This window comes from Pedobacter chinensis, from assembly GCF_003339865.1.
GTDB lineage: Bacteria > Bacteroidota > Bacteroidia > Sphingobacteriales > Sphingobacteriaceae > Pedobacter > Pedobacter chinensis.
This window is the reverse complement of the sequence record NZ_QPKV01000002.1, coordinates 607718-623212: the sequence shown is the minus strand read 5'-3', so window position 1 is coordinate 623212 and position 15495 is coordinate 607718. Positions and strand designations below refer to the sequence as shown.

The 15495-nt window shown below is 38.5% G+C and carries 19 protein-coding genes; 13 read left to right on the top strand and 6 right to left on the bottom strand.

Annotation, left to right across the window (positions count from 1 at the left end; translation table 11 throughout):
- Window position 1 precedes the first annotated feature (1 nt).
- Window positions 2-649 carry a phosphatase PAP2 family protein gene (locus tag DU508_RS03970; RefSeq protein ID WP_115401522.1) on the bottom strand — a complete coding sequence of 216 codons (648 nt, stop codon included), beginning with the start codon at window positions 647-649 and terminating at the stop codon, window positions 2-4.
- Window positions 650-717: 68 nt separating this feature from the next.
- Window positions 718-1227: a PPC domain-containing DNA-binding protein gene (locus tag DU508_RS03965; protein ID WP_115401812.1), complete on the bottom strand. Its 510-nt coding sequence runs from the start codon at window positions 1225-1227 to the stop codon at window positions 718-720.
- 414 nt (window positions 1228-1641) lie between these two features.
- On the opposite strand from DU508_RS03965, the gene DU508_RS03960 reads away from it, so the two are divergent.
- Window positions 1642-2145, top strand: coding sequence for a very short patch repair endonuclease (locus tag DU508_RS03960; RefSeq protein ID WP_115401521.1), 504 nt, complete (start codon window positions 1642-1644; stop codon window positions 2143-2145).
- 23 nt (window positions 2146-2168) lie between these two features.
- Here the strand turns inward: DU508_RS03960 and DU508_RS03955 are convergent, their stop codons facing one another.
- On the bottom strand, window positions 2169-2519 hold the full coding sequence (locus DU508_RS03955; protein WP_115401520.1) for a hypothetical protein: 351 nt from the start codon (window positions 2517-2519) through the stop codon (window positions 2169-2171).
- A 157-nt stretch (window positions 2520-2676) separates the two neighbouring features.
- Window positions 2677-3651 carry a Gfo/Idh/MocA family protein gene (locus tag DU508_RS03950; RefSeq protein ID WP_115401519.1) on the bottom strand — a complete coding sequence of 325 codons (975 nt, stop codon included), beginning with the start codon at window positions 3649-3651 and terminating at the stop codon, window positions 2677-2679.
- A 319-nt stretch (window positions 3652-3970) separates the two neighbouring features.
- Between DU508_RS03950 and DU508_RS03945 the strand changes: the two genes are divergently transcribed.
- The 11 genes from DU508_RS03945 (at window position 3971) to DU508_RS03885 (ending at window position 12467) form a co-directional block, all read left to right on the top strand.
- Window positions 3971-5224 (top strand): site-specific integrase, encoded by a 1254-nt coding sequence (locus DU508_RS03945; protein WP_115401518.1) that lies wholly within the window; start codon window positions 3971-3973, stop codon window positions 5222-5224.
- A gap of 650 nt (window positions 5225-5874) precedes the next feature.
- Window positions 5875-6267, top strand: coding sequence for a single-stranded DNA-binding protein (locus DU508_RS03935; RefSeq protein WP_115401516.1), 393 nt, complete (start codon window positions 5875-5877; stop codon window positions 6265-6267).
- A gap of 48 nt (window positions 6268-6315) precedes the next feature.
- Window positions 6316-7389, top strand: coding sequence for a DUF932 domain-containing protein (locus DU508_RS03930; protein WP_115401515.1), 1074 nt, complete (start codon window positions 6316-6318; stop codon window positions 7387-7389).
- Between the two features lie 52 nt (window positions 7390-7441).
- The gene (locus DU508_RS24035; RefSeq protein ID WP_233509387.1) at window positions 7442-7816 is read left to right on the top strand and encodes a hypothetical protein; all 375 of its coding nucleotides are present in this window, start codon (window positions 7442-7444) and stop codon (window positions 7814-7816) included.
- A 21-nt stretch (window positions 7817-7837) separates the two neighbouring features.
- The gene (locus DU508_RS03920) at window positions 7838-8335 is read left to right on the top strand and encodes a DUF1281 family ferredoxin-like fold protein (protein WP_115401514.1); all 498 of its coding nucleotides are present in this window, start codon (window positions 7838-7840) and stop codon (window positions 8333-8335) included.
- Window positions 8332-8670 carry a molybdenum ABC transporter ATP-binding protein gene (locus tag DU508_RS03915; RefSeq protein ID WP_115401513.1) on the top strand — a complete coding sequence of 113 codons (339 nt, stop codon included), beginning with the start codon at window positions 8332-8334 and terminating at the stop codon, window positions 8668-8670. The genes DU508_RS03920 and DU508_RS03915 overlap by 4 nt, the downstream gene beginning before the upstream one ends.
- Window positions 8671-8887: 217 nt before the next feature.
- Window positions 8888-9508, top strand: coding sequence for a PRTRC system protein E (locus tag DU508_RS03905; protein WP_115401512.1), 621 nt, complete (start codon window positions 8888-8890; stop codon window positions 9506-9508).
- 18 nt (window positions 9509-9526) lie between these two features.
- The gene (locus DU508_RS03900) at window positions 9527-9745 is read left to right on the top strand and encodes a PRTRC system protein C (protein WP_115401511.1); all 219 of its coding nucleotides are present in this window, start codon (window positions 9527-9529) and stop codon (window positions 9743-9745) included.
- 17 nt (window positions 9746-9762) lie between these two features.
- Window positions 9763-10923, top strand: coding sequence for a hypothetical protein (locus DU508_RS03895; protein ID WP_115401510.1), 1161 nt, complete (start codon window positions 9763-9765; stop codon window positions 10921-10923).
- A gap of 12 nt (window positions 10924-10935) precedes the next feature.
- On the top strand, window positions 10936-11658 hold the full coding sequence (locus DU508_RS03890; protein ID WP_115401509.1) for a PRTRC system protein B: 723 nt from the start codon (window positions 10936-10938) through the stop codon (window positions 11656-11658).
- Window positions 11658-12467 (top strand): PRTRC system ThiF family protein, encoded by an 810-nt coding sequence (locus DU508_RS03885; RefSeq protein WP_115401508.1) that lies wholly within the window; start codon window positions 11658-11660, stop codon window positions 12465-12467. Before DU508_RS03890 ends, DU508_RS03885 begins: the two co-directional genes overlap by 1 nt.
- A gap of 278 nt (window positions 12468-12745) precedes the next feature.
- On the opposite strand, the gene DU508_RS03880 is transcribed toward DU508_RS03885, so the two are convergent.
- Window positions 12746-13195: a DNA-binding transcriptional response regulator gene (locus DU508_RS03880; RefSeq protein ID WP_115401507.1), complete on the bottom strand. Its 450-nt coding sequence runs from the start codon at window positions 13193-13195 to the stop codon at window positions 12746-12748.
- 302 nt (window positions 13196-13497) lie between these two features.
- On the bottom strand, window positions 13498-14271 hold the full coding sequence (locus tag DU508_RS03875) for an XRE family transcriptional regulator (protein WP_115401506.1): 774 nt from the start codon (window positions 14269-14271) through the stop codon (window positions 13498-13500).
- 78 nt (window positions 14272-14349) lie between these two features.
- On the opposite strand from DU508_RS03875, the gene dinB reads away from it, so the two are divergent.
- The gene (gene dinB, locus DU508_RS03870) at window positions 14350-15489 is read left to right on the top strand and encodes a DNA polymerase IV (protein ID WP_115401505.1); all 1140 of its coding nucleotides are present in this window, start codon (window positions 14350-14352) and stop codon (window positions 15487-15489) included.
- Window positions 15490-15495 lie beyond the last annotated feature (6 nt).

Sequence of the window (15495 nt, the reverse complement as noted above, 5' to 3'; positions counted from 1 at the left end):
CCTAAAGCTGATCAGTTTTTAATGTGCCTTTTTTAAAATAAAAATAACACAATGGGAACAAACAGATCAATCCCAGCAAAAATCCACATAGTGTATCAGTGAACCAATGGGCTCCTAAATATATCCGTGATGGGGCAATAAAAATCATAAGGAAAGCAGAGATATAAGTAACTATGTTTCTTGTTGTTTTGGGGATGTCTTTGAGCTTGTTCATTAGTATAATCAGGAAACCAAAAAACAAAACATAGGAAAGTACATGCCCGCTTGGGTAACTTTGAAATCTATTAACCTCCACCAATCTTACATAAAATGTAGTAGGACGGGGACGATTGATTACATTTTTTATTCCTAAAATAATCAATCCCGAAAATAAAATGGTGGAAATAAACAGTGCTTCACGCTTGAACTTCTTCCAGTAAAATATCGCCGCGACAATTAAAACAGATAATAAGGAATAAGGAAGTTCTCCGAAAAAGCTAATGGCCAGCATGGTTTTATCCAGCCAGCTTGCCTGATATTTCTGTATCAATAACGAGATTTTTATATCGAGCGGTATTATTGGATTGTGCGCAATGAAAATGCTGAGTAGGGTAAAGGCTAAAATAAGTAAAGTAAGTATAATACTTAAGGTGCTGCGTTTTATCTGCATGATAGATGAAATGAATTTCTCAAAACTATCGTTTTCTAATTATTGTACCTTATCATTTATGCAAAAACTTAATTACCTAAGTTAAGTACATTTGCACCCAGGGGCTCTTCTTTTATTCTTTCCAGTTTTTGTTGATGTACCGTAATCATAATTTCTACCGATCCGGTACCAACGGTTGCAGCTAATAAATGACCACCATGTGCTTTCAAATCTTTGCCTGTTACAACGCCATGCGTGTGAAGAGACGCTTTTCCGTTTTGCCAGGCAATTGAACCGTTCATGCTTGCCAGTTCTACATCTTTAAATTCTTTTGGTTCATATTCTTTTGTTTTGAAGTTAAAGAAACCAAATTTTGCATTTACAAATCCCATTCCTGAAAAATTTGCACTTGGGATGTTTTCCTGGTTTGCTAAATTTTCCAGATGTGCTAAAACGTCATCTCCTTGCCGTAATACCATTAAAAAACCTGTTGGTATTTTGATATATCTTTTGGTGGTATCCTGATTAATGCCTTGCGCCATAATGTTCGTGTTTGTTACTCCCCAAAATAGTAACAATAGGTAAATTAGTTTCTTCATTTGATCAAGCCTTTTCTGATGTATTGATAACACGAAGGGTAAAAGAAATGTTTGCAGCAATAAATTTAAGTTAAACACCAGCATCTGGTTTTAAATCCATAAAGGAAATGATGCAATCTATCAAGGAAAAATGCTTTTATGTATAAACGGTTAGGAGATTTAAAATTGATTTACAATCTTCACATCAGATAGTAAGGATATCTATGCTTTTATAGTTGGCAGATTTAGTGATCTGCCAGCTGAAAGGCCAAAATCAGTAACAACAGAAAAATCATTCTTAAAGTTATATTCCCAAAAATTAACGCTCCAACCGAAATTGACCTCCTTCAAAAAAGGAGGCAATCAGGTTGATTCGATTTTCCTCTTTTTAACTTCTTCAGTAAACAATAGCTAAACTTTAATGGTTTATTGTTTATGGACACTAAGCCATATACTAACAAAAGCAAAATTAAAGTTCCCCGCTTTGAAGAAAGTGCTGGTTTTTACACTACTCCACAGCACAGCAAAACGATGGCTAAGAACAGGGGAAAAAATAGTGGTCCTGAATTAAAACTACGTAAAGCGTTATGGGCTAAACGCATTCGCTTTCGAATTCATCCAAAAGGATTTCCGGGGAAGCCAGATTTGGTTATCAATAAATATCGTTTAGCAATTTTTGTTGATGGCGATTTTTGGCACGGTTACCAATGGGAAGAGAAAAAACAAGCATTTAAAAAAAATGTAGACTTCTGGATTCCAAAAATTGAAAGAAATATGCAGAGAGACCAGGAGATAAATGAACTGTTGATTGCCAAAGGTTATACTGTAATGCGATTTTGGGAACACCAGATCAAGGAAAAACTGGCATTATGTGTCAATCAAATAACATTATTTATAGAAGCAGCCAAAATGGGAGTACTTCCAACATTAGATGATTAATTATCCGTTCGTTTTAAAACTTATTATTTGACTACAATTTGTTTTGGATCAGTAACCACGATCTGGCGTTTTCCTTTGAACTCAGAAACCACGCCAGTTACGCAAATATTGTTTCCGATAAACATTGCCGATGGCTCAGAGGTAAATTTGGCCTGATCTTCTTTATTGATTACGATTGTTAAAACCTCATTTGGATAAGCTCCACCTAGATTAATTAAACTTAAATTATCCAACAACTTTGAGCTATACACAGAATCACATACGCTTACAGTTTTCCCGATATACTGAGCGGCATCTTTAGCCAATATTAATGTTTGACTTTTGGCAACGCCAGCCGCCAGAACGATCAAAAATAGGAGAGAGAACTTTTTCATATTGATGGGATGAGTTGTTTGGCTAAAATACTTTTACGCTTTTGTTTAGCAGAACAAAGTTAAAAACGAATTTAATAGAAAACAATGTATAATTGTAAATACTGAAATATAGTTTAGTTATTGAAGTGTAATTTTACAATTACTTAGCTTATAATTTTTACTTGTACGTAAAGCCATCTAATAACTCCATCGTTTTTATAGCCTCTTCTCCACTGCAGGGGTTGTCCGCCTGATTTAAAAAATAAGCCACTACCTTTTCAATCATGGGTTGTTCTACATGTTCTATAGGCAGAAAATCAAGTGTTTCTACAATAGTATTTACAGTAAGTTTAATCTGATGACCAAACATTGGGAAACTGATTTTTCCTTTTGATCCGTAGATATTACAAACATCCTGCTGTTCGCCATCGGCCACCGTAAAGCACCAAGTGCCATTAAAAATAATGCCCTTTTCAAATAAGATATGCCCCGTGACTAAATCATCCACTTCCCGATCGGTAGCCTGGCTTAATGATACGCCGTGAAAATTCTTTACTTTTCCGAAGAAGTATAGCATTAAATCGAGCTGATGCGGGGCCAGATCGTGAAATAAACCACCTCCGGCAATTCCGGGATCCAATCTCCAATTGTAGTCAGATTTTGCAATAAGATCTGTTTTTTCAGATTGTAGCATTCTTAGATCGATAAAACGAATATCTCCAATAATTTTATTCTCTAACAGATCTTTTATCTTTATAAATAAAGGTTGCTCCCTCCGGTAATGAGCTACACTTAATTTCACGTTGTACTTATTTGCTGCAGCCACCATACGCTTAGCAGCAGCGCTGTTTAAAGCCATTGGTTTTTCTACATAAACTGGTTTTCCGGCTGCAAGTGCTTTTATGGTATATTCTTCATGTTGCAGCGGCGGAGTGGCAATGTATATCGCATTTATTTCCGGATCATTAATTAATGCATCTGCATCGTTGTACCATTTCGGAACACCGTGTCTTTTTGCATAATCTGCCGCTTTAATAGCATCTCTTCGCATTACTGCTACTAATGATGAATTCGGAACCTTGTTAAAGGCAGGTCCGCTCTTTACTTCGGTTACATCGCCGCAACCAATTATTCCCCATTTAATCTTATCCATAATGCGAAGAATGATTTTTTATTGGGTTTGAAGTTAACATTAGCTTTTTATTTTCATTAAAAAAGATTAGTAAAAAGCAAAAGTAAGCAAAACGGTTAGAACCGTTGCTATACAATGCTTTATAAAATAGTAGTCTTAGTTTGGAACTCGGTGTCTGATAGGTTTTGGGCTTAAAACGACAAGGTTAGGTTACTAATTCGTTACCGATTGATAAAGGCAACTATATAACTTAACTGATTATATTTCAGCGTTTTGCACCCATTTTTATATTTCCTTGTAACTCAATGTAATTTAATTTTAAACATTAAACATTTGAGTTATGGAGCAGACAAAAAAATCGACGTTCAAACTGCTTTTCTATTTGAAAAAGAACGAACTGAAAAAGAATGGTAACGCCCCGATTATGGCACGTATTACCATTGATGGAACAGCTAAAACTTTGGGAACAAAGTTAGAAATTGACCCTAACAATTGGGATTTAAAATACGGAAGAGTTGAAGGCAAGAGTGCCACAGCTTTGGGCATTAACAAAAAGCTGGACAACATACGTGGGCGTATCGACAAAATATACGAAGATATGCTGAAGCACGAGGGCTTTGCAACCGCACAGAAAGTAAAACTTTCGTTTTTGGGTGTTGGTGTAATGGATGATGCCATATTGAAAGTGTTCAACGACCAAAATGAAGATTTTAAAAAATTGGTCGAAAAAGAAGAACGGTCTGAAAGCACCTATAATAAGTACATCACAGTTTACAACCATCTTAGCACGTTTATAAAAGAACGCTATCATCGTGATGATATGGCTTTTCGGGAATTGACTGCCGATTTTATCCGTGAGTTTGATTTTTACCTCCGGTACGATTTACAGTGTGCACATAATACGGTTTGGGTTTACACAATGCCTGTATTAAGTCTGGTGGAGTTAGCTATTAAGAAGGGCTTGATACGTAATAATCCGTTTCAGGATTACGAAATTAGTATGGAAGAAACCGACAGGGGTTATATTCTAAAAGAAGACGTAGAAAAATTGATGATGTGTATGCCGTCACACCCACGGTACGAACTTGTAAAAGACCTGTTTATTTTCAGTTGTTTCACCGGGCTTGCTTATGCGGATATTAAAAAATTGACAAGGAACAATATTCAATCTTTCTTTGACGGTCATCAGTGGATTATCAGCAGGAGAAAGAAATCAGATGTTGCTTCCAATGTTCGGTTAATGGAAATCCCGAAACGCATCATTGAAAAGTATCAGGGTGCAACCCGTAATGAATTTATCTTTCCGGTTCCGACCAATGCGACCTGCAATACTCACGTTGGTAAATTGATTGAGAAAGCAGAAATTATTACGGAACAAAAAGTAACTTTCCACACGGCAAGGCATACTTTCGGAACAATGTTCTTAACAGAGGGTGTACCGCTTGAAAGCCTTAGCAAAATGATGGGGCATAAAAATATTTCTACTACACAGATTTATGCAAAGATTACCAGCCAAAAAATCAGCAGGGATATGGATTTGGTTTCGCCTAAGTTTAAGGCTATGGAAGATGCGTTTTTAACGGTAGCTATTTAATTAAATCCAACACAACTTATAGAACAGAGCTTGACGGCTCTGTTTTTTTTTGCCCAAACTTTTTGATAGCCAAAGCACATTTACCGCTTTCCTATTCCCTCACTGTAAAAGAGTTTTTTCGGCTACTTCTGAAACAGCCATTTGAAAAATGCTCCATCTCCGCTAAAGCCATTTACAACATTTTTAAAATCCCTGGTAATGTGGCTGTCAAAGCCACACAGAAAAAAAACATTTATCAATCCAGCTAATTGGAAGTGTTATTTCAAATCACTACGAACCATTTTCCAATGCCATCTTCTTAGGCTTCCACAATAGTTTTTATCCAAAGTGCCGTATGCTTTTTTGTCCCATTTCAAGAGCAAAGGTATTTCCGTGTTCTTAACGCCGACAAAAGGTCACGCAAGTTTGGAAAAAAATCTCCACCCCTTGGGTAGTATTTGTTTTCCAAAACCTTGTGTCGGCTAAACCCGAACCTTTTATGCTCGTGAAACGAAACATAGCATACTCCGGCTCTTTAAACGAATAAAAAAAATGTCAGATACGAAGATTAAAAGCATTGAAAATGGTAATGAAACGAAACAGCACCTCCTCCCATTGCCGAATAAATCAAAAAAAATCAAATCGAAATCAATAACTAAAAATCAAAGAAGATGAACATTACAGGAAGACTGACAAGAAATGCGGAAGTACGCACATTGTCGAACGAAAAACAGGTAGTAAACTTTTCAGTAGCGGTAAACGACAGCTATCGGAACAAACAGGGCGAACGAGTAGAGCAAACCACCTACTTCGATTGTGCCTATTGGATAACCGCAAACGTGGCAAGGCTACTGACAAAAGGCACTTTGGTAGAACTCACAGGACGAGTAAGTCCGAGAGCGTGGGTAAACAAAGAGGGCGAAGCAAAAGCAGGTCTGAATTTCCATACCTCACAAATCAAACTGCACGGAGGTGGAAACAGAGCCGAAACCGTACAGGCTACTGCACAATCTGAAAGCAACGGATTTACAACAGAGGGAACAGAGGACGACCTACCATTCTAACAACTAAACGAGTATTCAATCATTTTTTAACATCAAAATTTTATCAAAATGGCACATAATATTTATTTCAATGAGAGAACAGGAAAGCACAGTTTCTTTTCAGTACAGCAAAAAGCGTGGCACGGTTTGGGGCAAATCGTGGAGCAATACCCAACGAGCGAGGAAGCAATCAAACACGCTGGGTTAGATTACGAAGTCGTAAAATCCCCACTATTTACCAAAGGTTCGGACATTATCGAAACAGCCAACGGCATAGAAATAGGCAGTAGCGAATTGGAAGTGCCCAACTATTTTGCCAACATTCGCACCGATAACAATACTGTATTGGGCGTAGTGGGTAAAGATTACCATATCGTACAAAACCGTGAAGCCTTTAATTTCTTTGATGCTATTGTAGGCGGTGGTGAGGGTATTCTATACGAAACCGCAGGAGCATTAGGCAAAGGAGAACGCATTTTTATCACAGCCAAATTGCCCGACTATATCCGTGTAGGCAATGGCGATGATGTAACCGAAAAATACATTTTCCTTACCACTTCGCACGATGGTAGCGGAAGTATTACGGCAGCGTTTACACCTATCCGTATCGTTTGCCAAAACACCCTTAATGCTTCTTTACGTACTATGACCAATGTTGTCCGTATCAAACATACTTCGGGAGCAAAACAGCGTATTGAGAACGCCCACAAGATTATGGGATTGGCAAACACATTGAGCGACCAATTAGAGGGCATTTTTAATGATTGGACAAAGGTAAGAGCCACAGATAAAGAAGTAAGAAAACTAATCCAATTGGCACTTTGTCCAAACAAGGAAACGCTTGACCTTATCCAAAAAGGTGCGGAGGATGAAATGTCCACCGTGTTCAAAAACACCGTTGATAATGCTTTTCTCTATGCAATGACAAGCGATACCCAACAAATGGACACCACCAAAGGCACTTTGTTCGGAGCGTACAACGCTGTTACAGGCTACTTCCAAAATGTACGCAGTTACAAAGACAACGAAGCCAAACTACAATCCATTGTTTTAGGTGGAACGGCTCAACTCAAATCACAGAAAGCATTTGAATTGTGTACCGCCTTTGCTTCGGAAGGTGCGGAAATCCTAAACCTTAATTAAATAACAACAGGCTACCGCCTTAATCGGTGGTAGCCTACTATAAACTAAAACAATGACAATAGGAATATATAAAGCAACGCTGAAACACGACACAGGCACAACAACGCTCAGAGTAGTATCACTAAGCGGAAAGCAGGGAGCTATACAGCAGATAACAACCGCAGAGGGTTGTCCCGAATGTGCCATTGTGGGTATAGTAGAAATTTTTAACGATACAAGACAGCAGGATATGAAAGCAACAACAATTGGGGAAGCAAAAAGTCGGGCGAGAGCCAAGAGCCTTGAAAAGAAGCACAAAGACGAAAGCATATTTATTATTTACTGCAATCGTACAGAGCATTTCTACATAGATACGGACGGTTTAATACGCCTTTGGGAAAAGTCGCACGGCTACTATGTAAATGGGGTTTATACCGCAGAAGATTAACTAACAATAAAACATTTGATTATGGCAAATTGGTGTAACAATGCGGTTGTTTTCGAGGGAAGACCCGAAGCAATCGAACAGATACAACAGCTATTCAAGGCAATGGCTGAAAAACAGAAAAAAGAAGAATGCGGACAATTGCCCGATTTCGTAGAGGACAACAATGGCGGTTATTTCTTCAACATCTATTGGAACGAGGGAGATAAAGGGATTTTTCAATACGAAACAAAATGGTCGCCCAATACCGAAGTTTTGAAAAAGATAGCAGAACAGTACGAAGTTGATTTTGTACAGGACTATGAGGAATTGGGAAATGGTGTATATGGTAAGTCAACATTCTATGACAAGCTACTCACAGATATTTATTTGGAAGATGAGGATTTTGAAGCCTATCAGTTTGAAGAAGAAACCGACATCTATCATTTCGAGGGTGAGGAATACGGTAGCGACTGTGAAATATTGGAAACCTTGTTGGAGCGGAAAATTAAAAATCATCAACTTTTAAACCAAGCACAATGAAAACTGAAACAATAGCCACAAAGTTTGTCCGTCACGATGTACCCGAATTACAATCCCTGCAATACGCTAAAGTGTACGTGTTAAGGGAAAAACTGAACAAGGGCGAAAAGATGAACAGAGCCGAGAAAAATTGGCTTGCAGAAGCCGTAAACCGAAATGCCTTTTTCAAAAAAGCAGTTCCCTTGCAGGGTTATCGGTTTGGGTTTGAGGATGTGCTGAAAACCTATTTGGTTAAGCAGTACGACAGTTGGCACGAATACAATGCCCCCGACAAAACAAGTCTTAAAAGCATTGTTTACGGCAGAATTGACCAAATAGCAGAAATCAAAAATTAACAGGATAGCAATGTAAATAACAGATTTAAACGGTTGCCTAATTGAAGTAACAGACCTTGACGAAGCCATAAGAATAACGGCAGACTACAAGGAATACAGGCACAAAGACAAAAGTTTTTCGGAGTTTGACAAAAGGCAAAAAGCCTATTGGACGGATATGTACGAGAAACTAACAGCAATCAAAGAACAAGTAACAACACATTAAAATTTAAGAGCAATGAACACAAATTTTTTCAATCAGATACAGCAGTTGGATTTTACAGGAGTATTGCAACTGAACATTTCCAAAGGAGCAGAAAATAACCTAATCGTATCGGTATTGCTCAATAACGAGCAATGCGGAGATAGTGCCAAAAACCTCATTCCCCCATTGACGTTCAACGCCACACCCCAAGAGTTTGACGAGGGATTTTTTGAGCAGATAAAAGCACCTGTCAAAACCGTTTCGGGTGTAATGGTGGATATGGAAAAGTTCCTAAAACAAATGGAAGAAGTCAAAAAGCAATCGGCAATGGAGAAAGAAAAAACCGAGAAAGCCAAAAAGGAAAAAGAAGCCAAAGACAAAAAATACAAAGACGGTATGGCAAAAGTGGACGAACTCGAAAAAGAGGGCAAGTTCCGTGAAGCGTGGATTAAAGTACCCGACATTACCGAGTTTCCCGAAAAAGCGGACGAAATACGCAAACGCAAAACATCATTGTCCGACAAATTCGCTACACCGAGCCTATTCGGAGCAATGGACGAACCAACACCCGAACCGCAAGAGCCAAAACAAGCGGAAGAAGTTACGGCAGATTATCCCATTGATGAAGTAGAGGAAGAAGAAACAGAATATTAACGATTAAAAACGAATAGTATGTTATTAGCAACGCGATTAGAACGAGTTTTTATACTCAAAGATAAAGGACAGGACATCAGACTGACCGACCCCGAACCACGTTGGAGTGTGGAAGCAGTAATGAATTTTTACGCCAATATGTACCCGATACTTACAACCGCAAAAGTATCCGCACCACAAATCAAAGATGATGCGGTAGAATACAAATTTGAAAGCGTAATGGGAACGAAAGGTTAAACCAAAAATCAAAAACGATGAATTATGCAACGCAACATCATATCGGGAACTATCAGCATACCCGAACAGAAACGCCAACGGCAATTGCACCGACAGTTGAGCGAGTTTGCCCATTGGATGCAAAGACCAAAAGATGCAAACGAAGTGCGGAAAGACAAGCAGAAATCCGTACCGATTGCAATGCTACCAATGGTTTTTTAAAATCGGTATTCCTGCCTAAACTGAAAGAAACGAAAACCGTACAGGCTTTTAAGGAAACCGCAAAAACGGAGAGGGATTTTTACAAGTCCCTTTCCAATCTTGCCGAGCATTACAGCATTGAAACAATGAATACCAAAGATTTTAAATTTCCGTACAATATTGCTTTGGGTATGTGGGATATTGAAGCCAAACTAAAACGTACCAATGCAAATTGGGATAATTTCAAATTGATACAGGACAGTAAGAAAACCTATTTTGTGAGTGAGGAAAGATATGATACAGGCACAACCCTTTATTATATTCCAATCCTGCCACTTTTTAAAATGTTGCACAATACGAAGCATAAAAAGAACGCCCAATTGTTGATTTCAGTTTGCAGTTACCTCTATCACATTGCCGACATTCCTTATTACAGACAGGAAAACAGCTATTTGTATTGGCTCTACGAAATGCACAAAGATTGGATAGAGGATGATTACGAAACAGAAGAAACAGATACCTACAAAAATGAGTTGAACAAGGCGGAGCAAATTGGCGACAATATAGAACAGAAACTATATAACCGCATCAATTTAACGGTATTTGAACAGCGTTTAAGCCGTTTCAAAAGCCGTAATACATTTGACAACGAATGTTGGCAGATAGCTTCTAATGCCTTTGCCCTTTATACGGAATATCCGACAGCAAGTATTTTCAGAAATGCACCCATACCCGAACAAGACCCTTATAACGATGATTACGAAAATGAAGCTATCGGAATGGAAAAGTACATTTCTTTTACAGCAGACACTAAAGGTTGGTTATATGAAAACCTTACCGATAGTATCAACAATGAATTTAACGAGTGCGGAACAATGGAAGAACCTACCATTCACAAAACCTTTGACGGTAGCGAAATAACCGCAACCAACCTTGATTTTGAAAACCGTCTTTTTGCCTTGTTAGACGAATTGTGTTCGCTATTGTATAACTATTAAAACCACAACGTAATGAACAGCGTAAACGACATAACAGGGAATTTTGGAACATTGTACCTGCCAAAATCTGCTTTGGTTTTTTATGAAGCCAAAGGAACGGAAAAGACAATGTATGTTGAGCATTTTGATATGGATAAAAATGGCAATCCTGTTAATGCACACCCATTGAGCGTAAAGGAAGCCGAAGTATTGGCAAAGTCTTTACAGACTGATGAAGAAAAGAGTAAGGCATTTTTAAAACCGAAGGGAATTTTGCCGACTAACATTCTGCACATCAATCCGAGCAATGATAAAGGTAAGGTGCTATGGTACACCAAATCACAGCAAAAACAACTGTATTTTGTCGATAGTCTGGGCATACCCAACGGAAAGGCACAAGTACCCGCAATGCTTTGGTTAGCGAGTAAAACCAGTCTGACTGTTTTTGCTTTGGCAAACGACAGAAGACCCACCGAAAAAACACCTTTGCACTATGTACCTTTCTTCAATATCTACGAAAAGGGCAATGTATGTATGGGAACGGTAAGCATTGATATTAAAAATTCGGCTTCGGTTGAGGAATTTATACAGGCTTGGGAGCATTATTTTTTCAATTCCTATTTCAGTCATTCATTATGCGAAAACTTAACCAAAACGAATATTGTAAACCTTTGGAAAGACCTTATCAATACGGATAAACCCTTTCCGAAAGAAACATTGAAAAAGACCAACAAAACCCTTAAAAATCTATTGTGATGAATACCGAGAAAACAAAAATACATTTTACGGATAATTATCTGATCAATCCGACCAATCCCATTACGGTAAACCTTATCGGAGCAGGTGGCACAGGGTCAAAGGTATTGACAGCTTTAATGGAAATGAACCACAGCTTAATTGAATTGGGACACGCAGGGTTACAAGTCCGACTTTGGGATGATGACATCATCACAAGTGCCAATTTAGGCAGACAGCGTTTTGCAGAATGCGAAACAGGATTGTACAAATCCGTATCACTAGTAAACCGAGCCAACCGCTTTTCGGGTACAAGTTGGAAAGCAGAAACCCAAAAGTTTGAAAAGGATAAATTCGGGCGATTACCCGAAAATGCAAAATCCACTATTTATATTACGTGTGTGGATAATGTACAGACAAGGTTTGGTGTAGCCGAAATTCTAAAGGAAATCAGCTACCGTAGAAACTACAGCCGAGATGAACCAAAGTATTGGTTAGATTTTGGGAACAGCAGGCACACAGGGCAAGTGTTACTATCTACAATAGGAACTATTAAACAACCCAATTCAGAAAAATACGAAACGGTGGCAAGCCTGCCATTTGTTACCGAAGAATTTGGTGATTTGCTGAAGCAATCTGAACAACAGGACAACACCCCAAGTTGTTCACTTGCTGAAGCATTGGAAAAACAGGAATTGTTTATCAATTCATCATTGACCCAAATGGGTTGCTCTTTACTATGGAACTTATTCCGCAACGGAATGACCGAATACAGAGGTTTTTTCCACAATCTGAAAGACTACCGCACCCAACCGATAAAAGTCGCCTGACGGGAAAATCGGGCGGCGAAAAGACACTTCCTTCCGTTGGTCGGAACCGCCTTTTCGCATTTAAATCGGTGCAACCACTTTGCCAAAATGTATTGCATCGCACCGTCCTCACTTCACATTTTATCAAACAGGTTGCGACATTATTTGCGTGGGATATTCGGTATCCCTTTCGTTGTTTTAGACGACTTCTTTTCTTTCCACATAAGCGACCAAAGAAAAGAAGCAAAAGAACGCCGCCTGATTAGAACAGATATTTTTATACTATTGAAGCTGGATGATTATTTATTGTCAAAATATTCGTGGGCAATTTTCGATACTCCCACACTAAAATATCTTTTGTCATTGATAACTCCCTCAATTGCTGTTTTAAAATCGTCCGCATCGCTACCGATAAGCAGATAATTTTCAAAACCAATTCCCAAAAGACTTTTTACCGTTTCATCTGTATCAATATCACTATGGGCAATCAGTTTGATATTTGGATATTTCGACTTTAATTCCCGAAGCTGTGCCAGCACATTCTTGTCGTGAAAATCAAGGTCAATAATACAGGCTTTAGGAAGTGTTTTTAAAGCGGATAATTGCGATAGTCCGTCCTCAATGCTTTCTGAACGGAACAATACATTAATTCCTGAAGCAACGAGGTCGTTGCTGGTCAAATCCAAAATCGGGCTTTTATCATTGATAAAGGCAATGTTGGTTTGTTCGGGGTTGTTTACAGTGTTCATAATACCAATTTTTAATGTTTAGTAAGTGGAACCCTGCACAAAAAAAGAGGCGTAGGCAACCACACTTACCGATACTAAGGCACTGGTACGCCCAAACCCCGAATAAGCGAGCGCCCACGCCATAACGTGAGCGTTCTTACTTATTGCCTCGGGGTTACAAAAATTACCAGTTTTTAGTACCAAGACCTAAAGCAAAAACACTTTAAGTATTTTCTATATTTTCAAATACAAATATAGTGAAGCTATAAAAGTTCAGCAACATATATTTGGTTAATAATTACCAAAGCCTATGAGAAATAGCTTTATCTAGTTTTCTCCTTCAATTCTTTCACTTCATTTTTTAATTCCCGTAACATTCGCATAATGGCGACACTATCCAACTGCAAATCATCTTTAGAAAATTCCTTTGTTGCAATACTGCAAGCATATTCCCATATTTCAAATATATCCCAAAGCGGAATATTGTAAGGTTTAAAACAAGAATTGTCGGGACACACCTCCAACGCTTCATCAAAAACACCTGATAGTCGTTTATAGGTAATCCCTTCACTTCGAGTTATAAAAACATAGGTTTTCCCTACTTTTAAATCAGTCAGTTGCTCCAGATACTTTCCGATAATATACGAACTATCCTGATGGGGAGGCATAGAACCTCCATCGGCAGGAAAAGCTCTGTACTTTCCAAATGTCAGGAAAGGCAAAGAAATGGTTTGTAGGCTTTCGATATATTCGGGGTCTGCATATCCGTTCAGGTAGCCCATTGAGGCTTTATGCGGTATAATTTCAATTTTGTTTTCCCCTCTATTATCAACCTTTACAGGCAATAAAATTCGGTTGTCTGGCAATTCCAAAATATCTTTTAAGGGGTATTTTTTTAAATCCACGGAGACCAATAAATCTATACTGACATTGTAATATCTTGAAATCTTTAATAGAATTTCAATTGGTGGTTCTGCTACGTTGTCTTCATACTTCCCATAACGACCACGGGTTATAATAAGGTCATCAGCTACCCGTTGTTGAGAGTAACCAAGCTGACCACGTAAATACCTTATATTTTCAGATAGCAACAACATTGCGAAGATTTGTAGCAACAAAGATAAAATATTTTGCTACAAATCTTAGTAATTTTGACAATTAAGATTTTGTGAGTTATGGAACGTACCATTGTACATTGCGATTTAGATACCTTTTTTGTTTCTGTTGAACGCCTTTTAAACAGCAACCTTACTGGAAAACCTGTATTGATTGGAGGCAGTTCCGACCGTGGTGTTGTAGCTTCGTGCAGTTACGAAGCACGTAAATTCGGTGTGCATTCTGCTATGCCGATGCGACTGGCGAGACAGCTTTGCCCCGAAGCTATATTGGTGCGGGGCGACCACGACCTATACAGCAAATACTCCAATATCGTTACAGAAATCATCGAAGAAAAAATCCCGGTAGTGGAAAAAGCATCTATTGATGAACACTATTTGGATATGAGCGGAATGGATAAGTTTTTTGGTACGTGGAAGCTGACACAGGAACTTAGGCAGCGTATCATCAAAGAAACAGGGTTACCCATATCGTTTGGTTTATCAGCAAATAAGACCGTGAGCAAAATTGCTACCGGAGAAGCCAAACCCTGCGGAGAGCGCAAAGTAGATGGCGGAACAGAAAAGCCTTTTTTAGCACCGCTTTCCATTCGTAAAATACCAGGCATCGGCGAAAAGACCTATCCTTTACTCCGTAATATGGGTATATCCCATATTTACACCTTGCAACAGATGAACGTATTTACAATGAAGCAGGTATTAGGCGAAAATGGTATCAGCATTTGGAACAAAGCCAATGGTATAGACAACAGTGAGGTATTGCCATTTCATCAGCAAAAAAGTATGAGCAAGGAACACACTTTTGAGCAAGACACTATTGATATGGAACTATTGAGAAGAATAATGCTTTCAATGGTAGATGAACTCGCTTTTGACCTTCGGAAAGATGGCAAATTGACTTCCTGCATTACGATAAAAATCCGTTATAGCAATTTCGATACCCATACTACACAAGCCAAAATTGCATTTACTGCATCAGAGCGGGTAATTTCCGAAAAGGTACTTCAGCTTTTTAAAAAGTTATATAGCCGTCGTATGCTCATACGCCTGATTGGGGTCAAATTCAGCAATCTGATAACAGGCTCGTATCAGGCAGATTTATTTGATGATACGCTTGAAGACATAAACCTTTCCCGAGCAATGGACAATATCAGAATACGGTACGGGCATCAATCGGTAATGCGTGGTTTTGCACTTTAAAATTCA

Excerpts from the sequence above, each read along its gene's own strand:
- DU508_RS03970 (WP_115401522.1), bottom strand. The coding sequence starts at position 649 with ATGCAGATAAAACGCAGCACCTTAAGTATTATACTTACTTTACTTATT.
- DU508_RS03965 (WP_115401812.1), bottom strand. The coding sequence starts at position 1,227 with ATGAAGAAACTAATTTACCTATTGTTACTATTTTGGGGAGTAACAAAC.
- DU508_RS03960 (WP_115401521.1), top strand. The coding sequence starts at position 1,642 with ATGGACACTAAGCCATATACTAACAAAAGCAAAATTAAAGTTCCCCGC.
- DU508_RS03955 (WP_115401520.1), bottom strand. The coding sequence starts at position 2,519 with ATGAAAAAGTTCTCTCTCCTATTTTTGATCGTTCTGGCGGCTGGCGTT.
- DU508_RS03950 (WP_115401519.1), bottom strand. The coding sequence starts at position 3,651 with ATGGATAAGATTAAATGGGGAATAATTGGTTGCGGCGATGTAACCGAA.
- DU508_RS03945 (WP_115401518.1), top strand. The coding sequence starts at position 3,971 with ATGGAGCAGACAAAAAAATCGACGTTCAAACTGCTTTTCTATTTGAAA.
- DU508_RS03935 (WP_115401516.1), top strand. The coding sequence starts at position 5,875 with ATGAACATTACAGGAAGACTGACAAGAAATGCGGAAGTACGCACATTG.
- DU508_RS03930 (WP_115401515.1), top strand. The coding sequence starts at position 6,316 with ATGGCACATAATATTTATTTCAATGAGAGAACAGGAAAGCACAGTTTC.
- DU508_RS24035 (WP_233509387.1), top strand. The coding sequence starts at position 7,442 with ATGACAATAGGAATATATAAAGCAACGCTGAAACACGACACAGGCACA.
- DU508_RS03920 (WP_115401514.1), top strand. The coding sequence starts at position 7,838 with ATGGCAAATTGGTGTAACAATGCGGTTGTTTTCGAGGGAAGACCCGAA.
- DU508_RS03915 (WP_115401513.1), top strand. The coding sequence starts at position 8,332 with ATGAAAACTGAAACAATAGCCACAAAGTTTGTCCGTCACGATGTACCC.
- DU508_RS03905 (WP_115401512.1), top strand. The coding sequence starts at position 8,888 with ATGAACACAAATTTTTTCAATCAGATACAGCAGTTGGATTTTACAGGA.
- DU508_RS03900 (WP_115401511.1), top strand. The coding sequence starts at position 9,527 with ATGTTATTAGCAACGCGATTAGAACGAGTTTTTATACTCAAAGATAAA.
- DU508_RS03895 (WP_115401510.1), top strand. The coding sequence starts at position 9,763 with ATGAATTATGCAACGCAACATCATATCGGGAACTATCAGCATACCCGA.
- DU508_RS03890 (WP_115401509.1), top strand. The coding sequence starts at position 10,936 with ATGAACAGCGTAAACGACATAACAGGGAATTTTGGAACATTGTACCTG.
- DU508_RS03885 (WP_115401508.1), top strand. The coding sequence starts at position 11,658 with ATGAATACCGAGAAAACAAAAATACATTTTACGGATAATTATCTGATC.
- DU508_RS03880 (WP_115401507.1), bottom strand. The coding sequence starts at position 13,195 with ATGAACACTGTAAACAACCCCGAACAAACCAACATTGCCTTTATCAAT.
- DU508_RS03875 (WP_115401506.1), bottom strand. The coding sequence starts at position 14,271 with ATGTTGTTGCTATCTGAAAATATAAGGTATTTACGTGGTCAGCTTGGT.
- dinB (WP_115401505.1), top strand. The coding sequence starts at position 14,350 with ATGGAACGTACCATTGTACATTGCGATTTAGATACCTTTTTTGTTTCT.